The organism is Nocardia sp. BSTN01, assembly GCF_015354405.1.
In the GTDB taxonomy this organism is placed as follows: domain Bacteria; phylum Actinomycetota; class Actinomycetes; order Mycobacteriales; family Mycobacteriaceae; genus Nocardia.
In genome coordinates, this window is sequence record NZ_JADKYP010000008.1 from 103924 (window position 1) to 121619 (window position 17696).

The window sequence follows — 17696 nt, forward strand, 5'->3', positions numbered from 1 at the left end:
GCTCGTGCTGGAGCCCAGCGTTAGTGAGGTGGGAGCATGAGTACGCTGCACAGGTTCAAGGCCTACTTCGGCATGGTCCCGCTCGAGGAATACGAGGACGACTACGTCGACGACCGTGGCCCCCGGGGTATCGACGACCGTGGCCCGCTCGGTGCGGACGACCGCGGCGTGCGCCGCTCGCGTTTCGACGACGATCCGTACGACGCCGGGCGCTCGCGTTTCGGCGACGACCGCTTCGCCGACGAACCGGGCTACCCGGAGCCGGCGTACAAGGCGCCCTATCAGCCCGGCTACACGGTGCCGCGCCGCTCGGAGTTCGCCGACGAGTCCTACTCCGACGACCGCTACGAGCCCCTGCGTCGCCCGACCCGGATCGAATCCGCACCCTCGGGCCGCTCGCGCGGACTCGGCGGTGGCACTCCGATGGTGCGAGGCACCACGCACGGTGCGCTGGCGGTCGATCCCGAGGCCGAACGCCGGATGGAAGAGCGGCGGATGGAGGAGCGCGCCCGGTTCGAGCCGGCTCCGCGCCGCGCCCCCGTCTTCGAGGACGGAGGTCCGTTGTCCAAGATCACGACACTGCGTCCGCGCACCTATGCCGAGGCCGCGATCATCGGCGAGCGTTTCCGTGACGGTACGCCCGTGATCATGGACCTGGTCGAGATGAGCAACGCCGACGCGCGCCGCCTGGTGGATTTCGCCGCCGGACTGGCGTTCGCGCTGCGCGGTTCGTTCGACAAGGTGGCCACCAAGGTGTTCCTGCTCTCACCGTCGGATGTCGATGTATCGGCCGAGGAGCGCCGGCGCATCGCCGAAAACGGCTTCTACAACCAGAAATAACCCCGAACCGGGTGCCGCGCGCGGCGGCGGCCCCGGTCGGGTGAGCCGCGACGGGGGGAAATGACGCCGAATGAACGGCGCGGGGAGTTTGCAGGACACCGAATCTGAGGCAAAGTGGACAGGTGGCCTTGTTTCAGGTGCTGTATGTACTCCTGTTCCTCTTCTGGCTGTTGCTGATCAGCCGAGTGATCGTCGAGTTCATCCGCAGCTTTGCGCGCGACTGGCATCCGCGGGGGTTCGTCGCCGTCGTTCTGGAGGCGATCTTCACGATCACCGATCCGCCGGTGAAACTGTTGAGGCGCCTGATACCTCCCGTGAACTTGGGAGGAATTCGCCTGGATCTGTCGATTATGGTCCTGCTTTTCATCGTGTTCATTCTGATGTCCATCGTCAGCAGGCTCGGGCAGCCGATAGCTCCGGTGTGACAGAATGGGCCGAGAAGAAGAGCTTGCTAGAAGATCTACGCTAGATCTCCGTACGAAGCGCGAAGGGATCCTTCCATGCCGCTGACTCCAGCCGATGTGCACAACGTCGCGTTCAGCAAACCGCCGATCGGGAAGCGCGGCTACAACGAGGATGAAGTCGACGCCTTCCTCGACTTGGTCGAACAGGAGCTCTCGCGTCTCATCGAGGAGAATGCGGACCTGCGCCAGCGGGTTGCTGAGCTGGATGCCGAATTGGCGGATGCCAAGAAGTCGCGTCCCGCGCCGCAGGCGGTGAAACCCGCTCCGCCGCAACCGGAACCGCCGAAGCCCGCGCCCGTGGCGCCGCCGGTGCCGGTGCCGGCCCCCGCGCCGGTGGCCCCCAAGGACAACTCCGCCGCGGATGCGAACCTGCAGGCCGCGAAGGTGCTGAGCCTGGCGCAGGAGATGGCCGACCGGCTCACCACCGACGCCAAGGCCGAGGCCGAACAGCTGCTCTCGAACGCCCGGGCGAATTCCGAGCGAATGGTCAGCGAAGCGCAGACCCGTTCGGACGCGATGGTCGGCGAGGCGCGGCAGAAGGCCGACTCGCTGCTCTCGGACGCGCAGACCCGCTCCGACAGCCAGCTTCGCCAGGCCAAGGAGAAGGCCGACGCCCTGCAGGCCGACGCCGAGCGCAAGCACACCGAGATCATGGCCACCATCACCCAGCAGCGCAGCGTGCTGGAGAGCCGCATCGAGCAGCTGAAGACGTTCGAGCGCGAGTACCGAGTGCGGCTGAAGTCCTACCTGGAATCGCAGCTCGAGGAGCTGGAGAACCGCGGTTCGGCCGTGCCGGTCGACGGTGGCGAGGCCTTCGAAGCGGTCTCGAACAGCCATGGTCCGTCGTTCGCCAAGGGTGGCAAATAGCTCGTCCCGGGTGCCCGCCACCCCGCCGATACGACGGGGTCCGGCGTCGCATGCCGCTGTGTGGTCGTAGTTCTGCCGAGCCGCCGGGGCCCTTCGGGGCGATGCGGCCTGCCCTGCCCGCCTAGGGGGTGACCATGCTCGTTCTGACGCTCGTCCTGGCCGCGATCGGCTTCGCCCTGCTGGTGACGGCGTTGACCACCGGATCGGTGATCTGGGCGTGGGGTTGCATCGTCGTCTGCGTGATCGGTGCGGTCCTGCTGCTGGTCAGCGCGCTGGCCATGCGTGAACCCGAGGAAGGCCCGCAATCACGTCCCGGCCGTCACGCCAAACGCTGAGCGGGCACGGTGAACAGGGGGGCAACAGGGCACGGAAATAACGTTGCCCGCACTGGCTACAATCAAACCTGTAGATCGGCAGTGATCCGGCCATCACCGGGGAGCCTTCGGAAGAACAGCGCCACAGGCGCCCAGTAGAACCGAACGGGTGAGCCCGTCACAGCTCGCAACGAGAGGTCCGCCCGCCGGAACATCCGGCCCGGACAAGCGGGGTGGTACCGCGGCAGCGGCGCACAGGCGCCGAGGTCGTCCCCGTGCCCACCGACTGCGCCGAACGCGCGCACTGGCACGAGGGAGACCACAGCCGCCATGGCGGACGAGACAGCCACCCGCAACGCCTATCCCCGCGTCGACTTCACCGATGCGGACGCCGGCTCGCGGCAGGGCGCGAGCGTGTCGTTCCCGGAGCTCGAGCGCCGGGTGCTGGACTACTGGGCCGCCGACGACACCTTCCGTGCCAGCATCGACAACCGCGGGGAGGGGTGCGACGAGTTCGTCTTCTACGACGGCCCGCCGTTCGCCAACGGTTTGCCGCATTACGGACATCTGCTCACCGGATATGTGAAGGATTTGGTTCCGCGGTTCCAGACGATGCGCGGTAAGCGCGTGGAACGGCGCTTCGGTTGGGACACACACGGATTGCCCGCGGAAATCGAAGCGGAGAAGCAACTCGGTATCACGGACAAATCACAGATCGACGCGATGGGCCTCGCGGAATTCAATGCCGCGTGTAAATCCTCCGTGCTTCGTTACACCAATGAGTGGCGTGACTATGTGACACGCCAAGCACGGTGGGTCGACTTCGACAACGACTACAAGACCCTCGATCTCGACTTCATGGAGTCGGTGATGTGGGCGTTCAAGTCGCTCTACGACAAAGGGCTTGTCTACCAAGGCTTCCGGGTGCTGCCCTACAGCTGGTACGAGCAGACGCCGCTGTCGAATCAGGAGGCGCGCCTCGACGACGCCTACCGGATGCGCCAGGATCCGGCGGTCACCGTCGACATGCTGCTCGAGGTCGCGCCCGACCATCCGCTGCGCGAACTCGACGGCGCCAACGCGCTGATCTGGACCACCACGCCGTGGACGCTGCCGTCGAACCTGGCGATCGCGGTCCACCCGGACATCACCTATGCCCACGTGCGCGGCAAGGACGGCAAGCGGTACGTGCTGGCCGCCGAGCGGGTCTCGCACTACGCCCGCGAACTCGGCACCGCCGACGACGGACTCGAGGTGCTCTCGGAGCATGCGGGCGCGGCGCTCGCGGGACTGCGCTATCGGCCGCCGTTCGACTTCTTCCTCGGCCACCCGAACGCGCATCGCGTACTGAACGCCGACTACGTGACCACCGACTCCGGAACCGGCGTGGTGCATCTGGCGCCCGCGTTCGGTGAGGAGGACATGGACGTCGCCTCGGCCAACGGCATCGACGTGGTGCAGCCGCTCGACGCCGGCGGCAAGTTCACCTCGATGGTGCCGCCGTACGAGGGCCTGATGGTCTTCGACGCCAATCCGGTCATCATCAAGGACCTCAAGGCCGCCGGAAAGCTGTTGCGGCACGAGACGATCGAGCACTCCTACCCGCACAGCTGGCGTTCCGGTCAGCCGCTGATCTACATGGCGGTGCCCTCGTGGTTCGTGGCGGTCACGAAGTTCCGCGACCGCATGGTGGAGCTGAACCAGCAGATCACCTGGGTGCCCGAGCACATCCGCGACGGCCAGTTCGGTAAGTGGCTCGAGAACGCGCGCGACTGGAACATCAGCCGCAACCGGTACTGGGGTGCGCCGATCCCGGTGTGGATCTCCGACGATCCGGCCTACCCGCGCGTCGACGTGTACGGCTCGCTGGACGAGCTGGAACGCGACTTCGGTGTGCGCCCGGCGGATCTGCACCGCCCGGGCATCGACGAGCTGGTGCGCCCGAACCCCGACGACCCCACCGGGAAGTCGATGATGCGGCGTACCCCCGAGGTGCTCGACTGCTGGTTCGAATCGGGGTCGATGCCGTACGCGCAGGTGCACTACCCGTTCGAGAACAAGGAGTGGTTCGACGGCGGAGCCGTCACATCGAACACTGCGGGCACGTCCGTTGCTCGAGCGCACAGCCCGGGTGACTTCATCGTCGAGTACAACGGGCAGACGCGGGGATGGTTCTACAACCTGCATGTGCTCTCGACCGCGTTGTTCGACCGGCCGGCGTTCAAATCCGTTGTGGCGCACGGCATCGTGCTCGGCGACGACGGATTGAAGATGTCCAAGTCGAAGGGCAACTATCCCGACGTCAACGAGGTGTTCGACCGCGACGGCTCCGATGCCATGCGCTGGTTCCTCATGGCGTCGCCGGTGCTGCGCGGCGGCAACCTGATCGTCACCGAACGCGGGATCCGCGAAGGGGTGAGCCACGCGCTGCGGCCGCTGTGGAACGCGTGGACGTTCCTGCAGCTCTACGCCTCGAAACCCGGTGTGTGGCGGACGGATTCGGCGAATGTGCTGGATCGCTACATCCTCGCCAAACTGGCTGCGGCCCGCGATGTGATGACCGAGGCGCTCGAGGTCTACGACATCGCCACCGCCTGCGACGAACTGCGTTCGTTCGCCGACGCGCTCACCAATTGGTATGTGCGCCGGTCGCGTTCGCGGTTCTGGGAGGAGGACCGCGACGCGATCGATACCCTGCACACCGTGCTGGAGGTCACCTGCCGGCTGGCCGCACCGCTGCTGCCGCTGATCACCGAGGTGATCTGGCGCGGACTCACGGGGGAGCGGTCGGTGCATCTGACCGACTGGCCGGGCGAGACCGAACTGCCGCGCGATCCGGAGCTGGTGTCGGCGATGGACGAGGTGCGTTCGGTGTGCTCGACCGTGCTGAGCTTGCGCAAGGCGCAGAACCTGCGGGTGCGGTTGCCGCTGTCCGAGGTCACCATCGCCGCGCCCGATGCGGAGCGGCTGCGTCCGTTCGCCGATCTCGTCGCCGACGAGGTCAACGTCAAGAAGGTGGACCTGACCACCGATGTGGCCGCGCACGGCCGGTTCGAACTGGTCGTCAACGCCCGCGCCGCCGGTCCGCGGCTGGGCAAGGACGTCCAGCACGTGATCAAGGCGGTGAAGGCCGGCCAGTGGCGCGAGGACGACGGCGTGGTCACGGCGCTGGTGGCAGGCCACGACGACGGCATCGCGCTGCTGCCCGAGGAGTACACTCAGCGTCTGGTGGCGGCCGAACCCGAGTCCACCGCCGCCCTGCCCGGCAATGCCGGCCTGGTGGTGCTGAATTCGGAGGTCACCGAGGAACTCGAGGCCGAGGGCTGGGCCCGCGACCTGATCCGCGATCTGCAGGAGACCCGCAAGTCGCTGGGCCTCGACGTCTCCGACCGCATCACGGTGGTCTTGGAAGTGCCGCAGGAGCGCGCGGAGTGGGCACGCACCCACCGCGATCTCATCGCCGGGGAAATCCTCGCCACCGAGTTGAGCTTCGCGCCTGCGGGTGAGAAGGCGGCCGATGTGGTCGGCGGTGTGCGCGCCGCGATCACCAAGGTGTGAGCCCGCGCGAATCCCAGTACGAGCCCGGTCCGCTGTGTCGGACCGGGCTCGTTCGGCAGTGCCCGATCCTTCGCGCGCCTCGCGGCTCCACGGGGCAAGCGCGCGTGCGGCGGCCAACGGAGTCGTATCGGCCTTGATCGCGTCACCGCAGCGGCTCGGCGCCGGACCCTCCGCGTCCGCAGCGCAGCAGGGAAGTGTGAGTCCGCGATCGAGTGGCCTCGCGAGCCTGGGGCGTCACCGCGCCGGAACCGGCCGAACCGACGCGGACTGACCCGGGTGGCGGCGATGTTCGGACGGGTCGGGCCGAGGCCGGTCAGGTTGGGGCGGTCCGGGGGACGGGTGCGTTCCATATCGGCCTCACCATGAACCACGGCTGGTGTTGAACGGGTTCGGCCAGTGCCCGCCAAGGCGCTCGCATGCGCGGGGGGCGGTGTGGCGGCAGGTGGGCCGCCGGACACGCCGCGTGGTCGCCGGCGCGCCTCGGGGGAGATGAAATAACGGGAGGCATTCGCTCCGAAGTCGGCCGGACCAGTCACTTTGGGGGCGTCCTGTCACGGTGTCTGGCCGCGTATACCCAGGTAGACGGCGTTCACACATCGCCCGCGAGTGCCCGGATGGGCCCGGACTGCGTTGCGTGGCCGCCGATTGCCGGTATGACCTGGGGTGTGTCTCCTGAGACCGAATCCGATCACGGTTGCGGATTGGTACTTGTGGTGTGCGTGTGACTTGCGCTAAAACAGCTATGTCACAGCAACCATCACTCTTTAGTTGAGCTTAGGCGTTTTTCCCGGATCGACCCCCGTTGAAACTGCACTACCAGGTAGTTGACCGGCTGAGATGCCCGTGGGGAAGCGGCCATCCCAAGTCCATGCTGTGTGCTGTGTAATCGCCGGTCGGTGTGCCGTGGTGGATGCATGTCATACCGAAGGGCGAGCACATGGCACCGTTATCCGTGCGCGGATCCTCGCGCCGCAGATACACCCGCTATCTCCTGGCCGCGATCGCCGCGGCCGTCTCCGTGTCGATGTGGGCAGGTCCGGCCACCGCCGCACCCGCCGACACCGGCAGCTCCTCCGGCTCCCTCGACACCGGCAGCAGCTCCGGTTCGGGGAGCGGATCGGGATCCGGCAGCGCCAGCGGTTCGGCGGCGCTACCGCTGCCCAGCCCGCGGGCGTCGATCGCGCTGAGCGTTGCCGGCTCCCAGGCGGGCAAGCCCTATGAGTGGGGTGGGACCGGGCCCAATGCCTACGACTGCTCCGGACTCGTGCAGTGGGCGTTCCGGCAGGTCGGCATCATGCTGCCGCGCACCACCTGGGAGCAGGCCACCGCGGGCAGTGCCGTGCCGTTCGGCGCGATGATGCCCGGCGATGTGGTCGTCGTGAATACCGACGGTTCCCACGAGGGCATCTACGCCGGCGGCGGCATGCTGCTCAACGCCTACGGGCCCGGCGTGCCGATCGGACTGACACCGCTGAGCGAATTCGACATCTACGCGATCCGCCGCTTCTTCTGAGCCGAGTGCCCGGGCTGCGGGTTCTCTCACCGCGGCCCAGGGCACTCGCCGACCACTCGGCGGCGTGAGGGCGTCCCGCATCGCGATCTGCCGCCGACCTGCTCACGGCGACGCGAGGTCAGACGCCCACTGCCTGTTCGATCTCCTCCTCGGCGCCGGAGTCCTCGTCGACCTCTCCACCGGCTGCGGCGTTCTCGAGCGGGCGGTGTGCTTCGACCGGAATTCCGCCGGTGGCCGGGAGGACGGCGGGTGCGGCGTGTGCGTGTGCCGCGGCGTGCGTGGCCGCGTGCGCCGGAACATGTGCCGTGGACTGCGCGGCGCGGCGGCGTTCGTAGGCGCCGCCCACGAGTACCAGCACCACACCGGCCGCGAACCACAGCGCCAGGCTCGCGATCCGGCCGCCGAGGCCGCCGTCGCCGTGGAAGTAGAGCACGCTGCGGGCGCCCTCGACGAAGCCCGCGCCGTTCCAGAACGAATGCAGCGCGCCGAAGAAGCCGTTCTGCAGTTCGGGACGGTAAATGCCGCCGGAGGTGGTGAAGTTCAGCATCACGAACAGCACCATCACCGCGAGCGTGGTCCAGCGCTTCAGGAACGGGTGCAGGCCGATGCCGATGAAGAGGATGCCCGCGGCGTACAACCAGCCCATCGCCCAGATCGAGGCGTAGTCGTGGTCGACCACGTGGAAGACCGGTCCGGCCAGCACGATGCCGATCACACTCACGACGAACGAGGTCGCCACCGCGGTCAGCGCCCGCGCGGCCATGCGGGTGCCCGCTCCGGCGACGCTGATCGCGGCGACGCTGCCGTAGGCGCCGATGCTGAGCGCGACGAGGACGAAGAACAGGCCCTGTCCGGTCGGGTCGCCCGAGGCGGTGGGCGCGATATCGGTCGTGTGCAACGGCAGATTCTGCTGGGCGGTCACGGCGCCGAACACCGTCTCGACCGCCATCGCGGTGGTATCCGAATTCGCCGTGGCGACAAGCAGTTCGGGCGATTGCGCGTCGGGGACGAAGGCGCCGGCCAGATCGCGATGCTGCAACCGGTCCACGGCGTCGGCGCGGTCGGCGATCGTGACGACGTCGAGCGCGTCACCGGTCCGGTCCTTCAGCGTCTGTGCCATCACCTTGACCTGGGGGCTGTCGCCGACGATCGCGACCTGTACGTGGTGGGGTTCGGGCTGGTGGAAGGCGCCCAGGTAGGCCAGGCCCATGCCCAGGCACATCAGCAACGGGGTCAGCAGATGTCCGGCCATGTGCCGAAGCTGGTGCAGGGACATGCTCGTCACTCCAAAGGTTGGTAAATACAACTATTGTTTGTTGTACTATACAACCATGAAGGGGTCGCAGCCATACCCGTCCCGCACTGTGGCGATTCAGACAATCCAGCGCGAACTCACCGCGTTCGCCCGTCGTGCCCGCGGGCGTGCCGCCGAACTACATCCGGAACTACCGCTGGTGGCCTACAGCATTCTCGATCTGGTGATCGCGCGCGACGGCTGCCTCGCCGCCGAACTGGCCGAGTATTTCGTGCTCGACAAGTCCACGATGAGCAGGCAGGTGGCGGCGCTGGAGCAGCAGGGCTACCTCGTCAAGGAGGTGGACCCGGCCAACCGCCGCAACCACGTCCTGCGCGCCACGCCGGAGGGCCGGCGCGTAGCGGCCGAATCGGAGCGGGCGCGCAGTGCCGCGGTGAACGAACGCTTCCGCGACTGGGACGATGATGACGTCGCCCGGCTCGCCACCTATCTGCAGCGCTACAACGCCGCCGACGGCGGCTGAACGCCGCACCTCACCGACGCCCGTCCCGGAGTCGGCGGGTGCGGTTCTACGCCGCGAGAACCGTTGCGGCGCTCAGGTTCTCACTCGTTGCACAGATCGCGCAGCAGCGGCCCGTATTGGGGGTGGCTGAGCGCGGAGGCGAACTGGGCGACCAGATAGTCCGCCGGATTGCCGGTGTCGTACCAGCGGCCACGGATCACCTGGCCGTAGACCGGGTTCGAGGCGGCGAACACGTTGATGGCGTCGGTCAGATACACCTCGCCGGTGTGGTGGGTGTACCACTGGTCGACCTGCTTGCGCAGCTCGTCGACGATGCCGGGGGTGACGACGTATCCGCCGATCGCGGCGTAGGCCGAGGGTGCGTCCTCCGGCTTCGGCTTCTCCCGCAGCCCGCTGATGCGCATGAGGCCGGGCTCGTAGGAATCCTCGACCACCGGCACGCCGTAGCGCTGGGAGTCGGCGGGATCCATCGGCATCAGCGCCAGCACCGGCGAGCCGGTCTTGTTGTAGGCGTCGATGAGCTGCTGTGCCCGCGGCACCTCGGCGACGAAGACATCGTCGGGCCACAGCACCAGCATCGGCTCGTCGCCCAACGCGCGGGCGGCGTTGAGCACCGGCGTGCCGTTGCCGTAGGGGCCGTGCTGGTCCAGATAGGTGATGTGGCCGAGCCGGCCGAGTTCGCCGACCTCTTCCACGGCGTCGGCATAGGCGGATTTACCGTCGGCGCGCAGCTGCGCCACCAATGCCGGATTGGGGCGGAAATGGTCCTGGATCAGGGACTTCCCGCCGCTCACCACGATCGTGATATCGGTGATGCCGGAGGCTACCAGCTCCCGCACGGTGTGCTCGATCACCGGTTTGTCGCCGACCGGCAGCATCTCCTTGGGGATGGCCTTGGTCAGCGGCAGCAGGCGGGAGCCGATGCCGGCGGCTGGGATCACTGCCTTGCGGATGGTCATGAACCGATCATCACACACTTTCGCCGCCGGATATGTCGGTCCCCAGGCGTAGATTTCCGGGTATGTACTCTGCCCCCGACGCGGCTACCAGCGGTCTCGTGCCTGGTCAGCGGGCATCCGCCGGGGTCGATGCGGGTGCCGGGGGTGGGTCGGCAGTGCATCTGCACGCACAGGAACCCGACAGCAATTTCGGAGCCGGCACGGTCGCGGCGCGGCGCTGGGTGCTGCACATCGATATGGACGCCTTCTTCGCCTCGGTCGAACAGCTGACCCGCCCGACATTGCGCGGCCGGCCCGTACTCGTCGGCGGGATGGGCGGCCGGGGCGTGGTCGCGGGGGCCAGCTATGAGGCGCGGGTCTTCGGCGCCCGGTCGGCGATGCCCATGCATCAGGCGCGCCGGCTGGTCGGCGTCACCGCGGTGGTGATCCCGCCGCGCGGGGTGGTCTACGGCGAAGTCAGCGGACAGGTCTTCGAGACCCTGCGGTCGTGGATTCCGGTGCTCGAGACGCTGTCGTTCGACGAGGCGTTCGGCGAGCCCGCCGAACTCGCCGGCGCGAACGCGGCGCAGGTGCGCGAATTCTGCGAGCAGTTGCGGCAATCGGTGCGGGAGCGAACCGGGCTGGTGGCCTCCGTCGGCGCCGGGACCGGCAAACAATTGGCCAAGATCGCGTCGGGACTTGCGAAACCCGATGGGGTGCGGGTGATTTCACCGGCCGAACAGCAGGCGCTGCTGGCCGGGCTGCCGGTGCGCAAACTGTGGGGGATCGGGCCGGTGGCCGAACACCGGCTGCGTTCGGTGGGCATCGAAACCGTCGGCGCGTTCGCGGCCCTGCCCGAACCGGAGGCGGCGTCGCTGCTGGGTGGCAGTGTCGGCGCGGCGCTGCACCGGCTCGCCCGCGGTATCGACGAACGACCGGTCGCCGAGCGGGCCGAGGCCAAACAGATCAGCGCCGAAACCACCTACGAGACCGACATCCTCACGCTGGCGCAGCTGCGTCCGGCGATCGACGCGATGGCCGAGGCCGCGCACCGGCGGCTGCTGCGCGACGGCCGCGCGGCCCGCACGGTGGTCCTGAAATTGAAGAAGAGCGATATGAGCATCGTGACGCGCTCGCTCACGCTGCCCTACGCCACCACCGATCCGGCCACGCTCACCGCGGCGGCCCAGCGCTCGGCCATCGATCCCGTGGAATTGGGCTCGATTCGATTGGTGGGCGTGGGGTTCGGCGGTTTGTCGGCGGTGCGGCAGGAATCGCTGTTCCCCGAGCTGGATCGCGACACCGGTGCGGTGGGCGACGCGGTCTTCGAGGAGCCGATCGCCGCGCCGGCGCTCGCGGATGAACCGGTCGTGCCGCCGCCGACCCGCTCCTACACCACCGAGTTCTGGTATCCCGGACGCGATGTGGGCCACTCCCGGTATGGCCACGGCTGGGTACAGGGCAGCGGGCACGGGCGGGTCACCGTCCGATTCGAGACCCGCTCGACAGGGCCGGGCCCGGCGTATACGTTCGCTGCCGACGATGACGATCTCACCCCGGCCGATCCGCTCCTTAGTCTTCGTTGAAATTTGGCGGGTAGCGTGAGGCCACTCGTGCACTGCCGCCGGTCGGGTGGGAGCTGTCACGTGAACGGAACCAGACCAACTCGAACGCAAAGGACGAGCATTGAAGCTTCAGATGACTGGACGCATCGCGGTCGCCACCCTGGCTGTCGTGGCTGCGCTCGGCATGTCTGCCTGCGGCAGCGGTGACAAGCACTCGAGCCACAAGTCCACCACGACCAAGGCCGCCGCCACCTCGGCCGCCAACGTGCCGCCGGTGCCCACGGTCGCCGATCTGAACTCGGAGTTGGCGCAGGCGCTGGACCCGGGCGTGCCGGCCGCGGAGAAGGCCCAGTGGCTCGAGGACGGTCAGGACGCCCTGGCCAAGGACCCCGAGATGATGCAGAAGCTGACCGACGCGTACCAGCAGAACAACGCCAAGATCAACGTCACCGATGTGGCGTATCTCGGCGGCGACACGCTGACCGCGAAGGTGGACTTCTCCGTCAACGGCGGTGCGCCGACCAAGGCCGACGTGCCGTTCGTCGCCCAGGGCAACAGCTGGAAGCTGCAGAAGAGCTGGGCCTGCGCCGGCCTGAAGAACCTGGGCCAGCAGTCGCCCGCGTGCGAGTAGTTCTCGTCGTACCGGTCCGGGCCGGCGTTCCGCGCGGAACGCCGGCCCGAGTCGTTCCCGCCGCGCTGACGAGGCCCGATGATGAGGCGCTCTGCCGTGACGGACGCACAACGAAACTAAACAAAGACTGAGAAAGGTCGGACGACTTCGTTCGTTTCGGAGACCCCGCGCTAGCATCTGCCTCCGTGACCGACACGATGGTGAGGGCGGACGACACGCCCGCGGCAGGACAGGGATACCGGATCGACCGGTCACGACTCGCTCGCTGGGCCCAGCCGATCGCGCTGCTCGCCGGACTTCTGGGCGCCCTCTGCGCCATCGCGGTACCGCTGTTGCCGGTGCAGGTCGACCACACCACCCTGTCGTGGCCGCAGCAGGGCTCCACCCGCGGCATCGACGCGCCGCTGGTCTCCTACGCCCCGCTGACCTTCGACGCCACCGTCCCGTGCGCGGCGCTCGCGCAGCTGCCCGCAGAGGGCTCCACACTGACCGCGACCATGCCGTCCGGTGCCCCGGACCTGGAGCGATACGGTTTCGTCGCGCGGGTCCGGCCCGGAACCGACGGTAAGCCCGGCCAGTTCGAAGCGGTGCTGCGCAATCAGTCCCTGGCCAGTGTGCCGGTGGACCGGCTCGGCGGCGACTGCGCCTTCACCGTGCATTCCGAAATCTCGCACACCACAGCAACTTTCACCGGCGCCGATGTGAAACCGGTGACGCTGCAGGGGGATTGGCGCCCGCAGCTGGTGGGCGTGTACAGCGACCTGACCCGGGCCGCCGGAACCAGCGTCACCGCCCAGGTCGACAGTCGATTCTCCGTGGTGCCCACCGTGCTCAAGCGGATCGCGACCGTGCTGGCGGTGGCGTTCACCCTCATCGCGCTGGCCGCGCTGTTCCGCCTGGACCGGCTCGACGGCCGGCGCATCCGGCGCTGGCTGCCGCAGCGGTGGTGGAGCTTCGGCGCGGTCGACGCCGTGGTCCTGGGCGGACTGGTGATCTGGCATTTCATCGGCTCGACCACCTCCGACGACGGCTATCAGTTCGGCATGGCGCGCGCGTCGCTGGTGTCGGGCTATATGGCGAACTACTTCCGGTTCTTCGGTGTGCCCGAAAACCCGGTCGGCACACCGCCGTACGACATCATCGCGCATATGACCGAGATCAGCACCGCGAGTCCGTGGATGCGGATTCCGACGCTGCTGGCCGGTGTGGTGACCTGGCTGGCGCTGAGCCGGGAGGTGATTCCCCGCCTCGGTGTGGCGGTGCGTCACGACCGGGTGGCGGTGTGGACCGGCGCGCTGATCTTCCTGGCGGTCTGGCTGCCCTACAACAACGGTCTGCGACCGGAACCCGTGATCGCGGTGTGTGTGCTGCTCACCTGGTGTTTCGTCGAACGCGCCATCGCGACCCGGCGCCTGCTGCCGTATGCGATCGCGATCCTGGTGGCGGCGTTCAGTTTCACCGCGGCGCCCTCGGGCGTGATCTGCGTGGCGCCGCTGCTGGCCGGTATGCGCTCGGTGTTCCACTTCGGCAGTGCCCGGGCGCGCGAGCTGGCCGCCGATCCGCAGACGGGTGCGCATCGCTCCCGCTGGGCCGTGCTCTACGGCTACGGTTCCCTGCTCGCGCCGCTGGCGGCGGCCGGGGCCCTGGTGCTGGCCTTCGCATTCGCGGTGCAGCCGCTCTCGGCGATGTTCGAGATGCGGCGCGTGCACACCGCGGTCGGCCCGTCCGACCCATGGTTCAACGACTACCTGAACTATCAGTGGCTGTTCATGCCGACCGCCGACGGTTCGATCGGGCGCCGCTTCGGCATGGTGGCGATGTGGCTGGGCCTGCTGGTCTGCGTCTTCGTCCTGCTACGCAAGGGCGGGCGCATCCCGTTCACCGCGGGCGGGCCGGCGCGGCGGCTGCTCGGCATCACCTTCGCGTCGATGCTGCTGATGGCGACCACGCCTACCAAATTCACCCATCACAACGGCGTGTACGCCGGACTGGCGGGTGCGGTGGCGGTGCTGACCGCGGTCGCGGTCGGCCCGCGGGTGATGCGTTCGCCGCGCAACCGGGCGTTGTTCGGCGCCGTGGTCGCCTTGGTGATGGCGCAGATCTTCACCAGCGTCAACGAATGGTGGTATGTCTCCAGCTACGGCATTCCGTGGTGGGACAAGCCGCCCTCGATCCACGGCTTCGGGCTGAGCAAGCTCTTCCTCGCCGTGGCCGTGGTGCTGCTGGCCTTGGCCGGATGGTGGCATGTGCGTGCACCGGAACCCGGTACGCCGCACCGGATTTCGCGCCCGGCGTGGCGATGGGCGAAGATTCCGCCGCTGACCGTGGCCGCGGCGCTGCTGGTGGTGTTCGAGATGGCCTCGTTCGCCAAGGGCGCGGTCGCCCAGTATCCGGCGTTCTCGCTGGCCCGTTCGAATGTGGATGCGGTACTGGGTGAACCGTGCGGACTGGCCGACGACGTACTCGTCGAAACCGATCCCAACGCCTCGATGCTGGCGCCGCTGACCGGTGATCCGCAGACGACGTTCACCGCCGGCGCGACCGGATTCGTGCCCAACGGGGTCGGCGATCTGACCCCGGAGGGGGAGCCGACCAACAGCAGCAGTATCTCCAGCGCCTTCGACAGCGGGAAGAACCAGGGCGAGGCCGGCACCCAAACCGCCGGTGCGCCACTGCCGTACGGCCTGGACTCGGCCACCACCCCGGAACTGGGCACCGCCGGGCAGCAGGATCCGGCCGAACTCACCACCGGCTGGTATCGGCTGCCTCCGGCCGCCGAGCGCACCGGGATCGTGGCGATCACCGCGGCCGGGCGCATCCGTTCGGTCGACAAGGACGGCGTGGTCACTCCCGGCCAGCGCGTCGAGATCGAATACGGCACCAGCGATTCACCCACCGAGGCGCATGCGTTGGGCTCGGTGCTCCCGGTCGATATCGGGCCGACGCCGTCGTGGCGCAATCTGCGGGTGCCGTTCGGCCAGATCCCGCCGCAGGCCGATGTGATCCGCATCGTCGCCCAGGACAGCAGCCGCGACCCCAACCAGTGGGTGGCGCTGACGCCGCCGCGCGTCCCGCGCACCACGACCCTGCAGGACATGGTGGGCTCGCACAGTCCGGTGCTGCTGGACTGGGCAGTGGGACTGCAGTTCCCGTGCCAGCGGCCCTACGACCACCGCGACGGGATCGCGCAGGTTCCGAACTGGCGCATCCTGCCCGATCGCACCGCCGCCCATGACACCACCCTGTGGGAGAGCCACGACGGTGGCGGCCCGCTGGGCTGGAGCCAGCAGTTGCTGAGCTCGCAGACCCTGGCCACCTATCTGAAGGACGACTGGCGCCGGGACTGGGGTGAGCTGCAGCGGCTGACCCCGCGCGATACCTCCGCGACCGCCGCGGTGCCCACGGTGACCCGGGAGACCCACGGCGGCATGTGGAATCCGGGCCACATCAACACCGCTTGGGGCTGAGGCCGCTAGGGTCCGGCGGCACCGTCCAGTCGCCGGACCTGTTTGGCCGTGAGGTCCTGCAGCGAGGCCGGATCCACTTGTGCCGGTGAGGTTTCCGCGATCTGCACCACGCTGCTGCCGACGACGGCGATCGTGGCCGCGGAATACAGCGACATGCCGCCGCTGGTGGTGCGGATCTGGAACGAGGCCGACGCGGAACCGGCCTTCGGCTGATCGAGCCCGCCCAGCCGGTAGTCGACGGAGGTGCCGTCGGCATCGGTGCCGGAATAGCTGCGGCAGTCGCGCAGCAGCTTCTGCGCCGCCGCGAACGCCTGCGCCGCATTGCCGTCGGCATAGCTGGCGATATCGATGTCGATGCTCGCGAAGTTCGGCGAGGAGTAGTGCACCGCGCCCCGGGCGGACGGCCCGCTGTACAGATCACCCACGGGTGCGAGCACTTTCGCGCATTCGGCCGGATCGGTGCGGGAGCGGTCCGGTGGTGTCTGCCCGTTACCCGGTGCGGCGTCCTCGAGCTGGGTGAAACCCGGGGGAAGGTCGGCCGGGGTGAGCAACCGCGCCCGCAGCGCATCGGAATCGGTGACGGCCGGGGCGGTGATCGGCGGCACGGTCGCGGTCGCGGGCAGCGCCGGCAGTGAATCGTCGTGATGTCCGCACGCGCTCACCCCGACGACGACGCCCGCGAGGACGACCGCGGCGCGGTTCACTCGCCCCATCGCACCTGCGTCCGGACGTCCTGGCGCAGCAGTACGTCGGTGTGCGGATCCCGGTAGCACTGATTGCCGCCGATGGTGATCGCGCCCGAAACCGGAAGCGGCAGGCCGAGATCCACGGTGATGGTGCCCGCACCGTGCATCAGGTAGTCGATGATGTCGAGGTCACCGGAGTTGTTGGGCAACTGCCAGGTGGCCGTTTTGGGCGTCTGCGTGATGTCGAGGGCGATGGTCAGCAGATTGCCGTCGCGCTTGGTGAGCGTCGCGGTCGTCATCTGGTCCAGCGGAACCACACCCGAGACGCGTTGATGGACCGTCCACACCGCGCCCTCGCCGACCGCATCGGCGGGGAAGGCGATCGCCTCGTACACCGCCTGGTAGAAGGCCTGTTCGATGGCGGCGCGGGCGGTGTCGGGCGTCGACGGGGCGGGCGCCATCCGCAGCGCGGTGACGGCGCCGAGATCGGTGAACTCGATGCCGGCGTGGGATCCGTCGGCAGCCAGCAATTGCTGATCCAGGGCCGGGTCCGGTGACGTCGCCGTACCGAGGACGAGGTCCACGCCGTCGGCCCTCGCGTCCGCGGTCAGCGGAATCGTCACCGACGGCGGCGAGAAGTCCCGCACCGCCTGATCGTTGATCTGTTGTTCGACGTGGTGGTCGGTGCGCAGGGTCACCTGCTGGGAGGTGCCGGGTCGGACGGCCGGACGCAGCGCGGCGTGCGGTTCCTCGCCCGGCGTGACCAGGGTGGCGACCGCGGCGGAGATCGGCAGGGTGACCTCCTTGCCGAAACCCGACGGCTCCACCTCGGCGTCGCTGGTGGCCTCGGTCCCGTCGCTGCAACCGACGCCGAGCGCGGACAGGGTCACCGCCAGTACCATCAACAGCACTCCCGAGCGCGCCGCGCGCGGATTCGGGCCCCGGCCGGACGCACCCGAGGGGCGCAGACCGGTCACCGAGGCGCAGGAGTGGGAAGACAACACCGTCACGCCGAACAGGGTACGACCGGTTCCTGAAAAACAGCTTTGACTCCCGTCCGGCCATGTGCCGGGTG

General features: G+C 68.4%; 14 protein-coding genes. 10 read left to right on the top strand and 4 right to left on the bottom strand.

The window, feature by feature from the left end:
- Positions 1-36 precede the first annotated feature (36 nt).
- The 6 genes from IRT45_RS10115 to IRT45_RS10140 all read left to right on the top strand — a co-directional run bounded on the left by IRT45_RS10115 (position 37) and on the right by IRT45_RS10140 (position 7556).
- Positions 37-840 carry a cell division protein SepF gene (locus tag IRT45_RS10115; RefSeq protein ID WP_194805607.1) on the top strand — a complete coding sequence of 268 codons (804 nt, stop codon included), beginning with the start codon at positions 37-39 and terminating at the stop codon, positions 838-840.
- A gap of 122 nt (positions 841-962) precedes the next feature.
- A complete protein-coding gene (locus IRT45_RS10120) occupies positions 963-1265 on the top strand; it encodes a YggT family protein (protein ID WP_025348651.1) in 303 nt (100 codons plus the stop codon).
- A gap of 75 nt (positions 1266-1340) precedes the next feature.
- Positions 1341-2171: a DivIVA domain-containing protein gene (locus tag IRT45_RS10125; RefSeq protein ID WP_194805608.1), complete on the top strand. Its 831-nt coding sequence runs from the start codon at positions 1341-1343 to the stop codon at positions 2169-2171.
- Between the two features lie 134 nt (positions 2172-2305).
- Positions 2306-2506, top strand: coding sequence for a hypothetical protein (locus IRT45_RS10130; RefSeq protein WP_036500385.1), 201 nt, complete (start codon positions 2306-2308; stop codon positions 2504-2506).
- A 309-nt stretch (positions 2507-2815) separates the two neighbouring features.
- Positions 2816-6043, top strand: coding sequence for an isoleucine--tRNA ligase (gene ileS, locus IRT45_RS10135; protein WP_194805609.1), 3228 nt, complete (start codon positions 2816-2818; stop codon positions 6041-6043).
- A gap of 937 nt (positions 6044-6980) precedes the next feature.
- On the top strand, positions 6981-7556 hold the full coding sequence (locus IRT45_RS10140) for a C40 family peptidase (RefSeq protein ID WP_228534096.1): 576 nt from the start codon (positions 6981-6983) through the stop codon (positions 7554-7556).
- A 118-nt stretch (positions 7557-7674) separates the two neighbouring features.
- On the opposite strand, the gene IRT45_RS10145 is transcribed toward IRT45_RS10140, so the two are convergent.
- On the bottom strand, positions 7675-8832 hold the full coding sequence (locus IRT45_RS10145; RefSeq protein WP_194805610.1) for an ABC transporter permease: 1158 nt from the start codon (positions 8830-8832) through the stop codon (positions 7675-7677).
- Between the two features lie 88 nt (positions 8833-8920).
- Here IRT45_RS10145 and IRT45_RS10150 point away from each other — a divergent pair, with 88 nt between their 5' ends.
- Positions 8921-9334: a MarR family transcriptional regulator gene (locus IRT45_RS10150; protein WP_309240872.1), complete on the top strand. Its 414-nt coding sequence runs from the start codon at positions 8921-8923 to the stop codon at positions 9332-9334.
- A gap of 80 nt (positions 9335-9414) precedes the next feature.
- Here IRT45_RS10150 and IRT45_RS10155 read toward each other — a convergent pair whose 3' ends face one another.
- Positions 9415-10293 (bottom strand): UTP--glucose-1-phosphate uridylyltransferase, encoded by an 879-nt coding sequence (locus IRT45_RS10155; protein WP_039777434.1) that lies wholly within the window; start codon positions 10291-10293, stop codon positions 9415-9417.
- Positions 10294-10529: 236 nt separating this feature from the next.
- Between IRT45_RS10155 and IRT45_RS10160 the strand changes: the two genes are divergently transcribed.
- From IRT45_RS10160 to IRT45_RS10170, 3 genes are all read left to right on the top strand, one after another.
- Entirely contained in the window at positions 10530-11858 is a 1329-nt protein-coding gene (locus IRT45_RS10160) for a DNA polymerase IV (protein ID WP_375540083.1), read from the top strand.
- Positions 11859-11970: 112 nt separating this feature from the next.
- The gene (locus IRT45_RS10165; protein WP_228534097.1) at positions 11971-12468 is read left to right on the top strand and encodes a hypothetical protein; all 498 of its coding nucleotides are present in this window, start codon (positions 11971-11973) and stop codon (positions 12466-12468) included.
- 197 nt (positions 12469-12665) lie between these two features.
- Positions 12666-15935 (top strand): arabinosyltransferase domain-containing protein, encoded by a 3270-nt coding sequence (locus tag IRT45_RS10170; protein ID WP_194805670.1) that lies wholly within the window; start codon positions 12666-12668, stop codon positions 15933-15935.
- Positions 15936-15940: 5 nt separating this feature from the next.
- On the opposite strand, the gene IRT45_RS10175 is transcribed toward IRT45_RS10170, so the two are convergent.
- Together IRT45_RS10175 and IRT45_RS10180 are read right to left on the bottom strand one after the other, a co-directional pair.
- Positions 15941-16648 (bottom strand): sensor domain-containing protein, encoded by a 708-nt coding sequence (locus IRT45_RS10175; RefSeq protein ID WP_194805614.1) that lies wholly within the window; start codon positions 16646-16648, stop codon positions 15941-15943.
- Positions 16636-17631, bottom strand: coding sequence for a hypothetical protein (locus tag IRT45_RS10180; RefSeq protein ID WP_309240875.1), 996 nt, complete (start codon positions 17629-17631; stop codon positions 16636-16638). Before IRT45_RS10180 ends, IRT45_RS10175 begins: the two co-directional genes overlap by 13 nt.
- Positions 17632-17696 lie beyond the last annotated feature (65 nt).

Bases quoted from the DNA above. Each gene is read 5' to 3' on its own strand.
- IRT45_RS10115 (WP_194805607.1), top strand. From the start codon at position 37: ATGAGTACGCTGCACAGGTTCAAGGCCTACTTCGGCATGGTCCCGCTC.
- IRT45_RS10125 (WP_194805608.1), top strand. From the start codon at position 1,341: ATGCCGCTGACTCCAGCCGATGTGCACAACGTCGCGTTCAGCAAACCG.
- IRT45_RS10130 (WP_036500385.1), top strand. From the start codon at position 2,306: ATGCTCGTTCTGACGCTCGTCCTGGCCGCGATCGGCTTCGCCCTGCTG.
- ileS (WP_194805609.1), top strand. From the start codon at position 2,816: ATGGCGGACGAGACAGCCACCCGCAACGCCTATCCCCGCGTCGACTTC.
- IRT45_RS10140 (WP_228534096.1), top strand. From the start codon at position 6,981: ATGGCACCGTTATCCGTGCGCGGATCCTCGCGCCGCAGATACACCCGC.
- IRT45_RS10145 (WP_194805610.1), bottom strand. From the start codon at position 8,832: ATGTCCCTGCACCAGCTTCGGCACATGGCCGGACATCTGCTGACCCCG.
- IRT45_RS10155 (WP_039777434.1), bottom strand. From the start codon at position 10,293: ATGACCATCCGCAAGGCAGTGATCCCAGCCGCCGGCATCGGCTCCCGC.
- IRT45_RS10160 (WP_375540083.1), top strand. From the start codon at position 10,530: ATGGACGCCTTCTTCGCCTCGGTCGAACAGCTGACCCGCCCGACATTG.
- IRT45_RS10165 (WP_228534097.1), top strand. From the start codon at position 11,971: ATGACTGGACGCATCGCGGTCGCCACCCTGGCTGTCGTGGCTGCGCTC.
- IRT45_RS10170 (WP_194805670.1), top strand. From the start codon at position 12,666: ATGGTGAGGGCGGACGACACGCCCGCGGCAGGACAGGGATACCGGATC.
- IRT45_RS10175 (WP_194805614.1), bottom strand. From the start codon at position 16,648: ATGGGGCGAGTGAACCGCGCCGCGGTCGTCCTCGCGGGCGTCGTCGTC.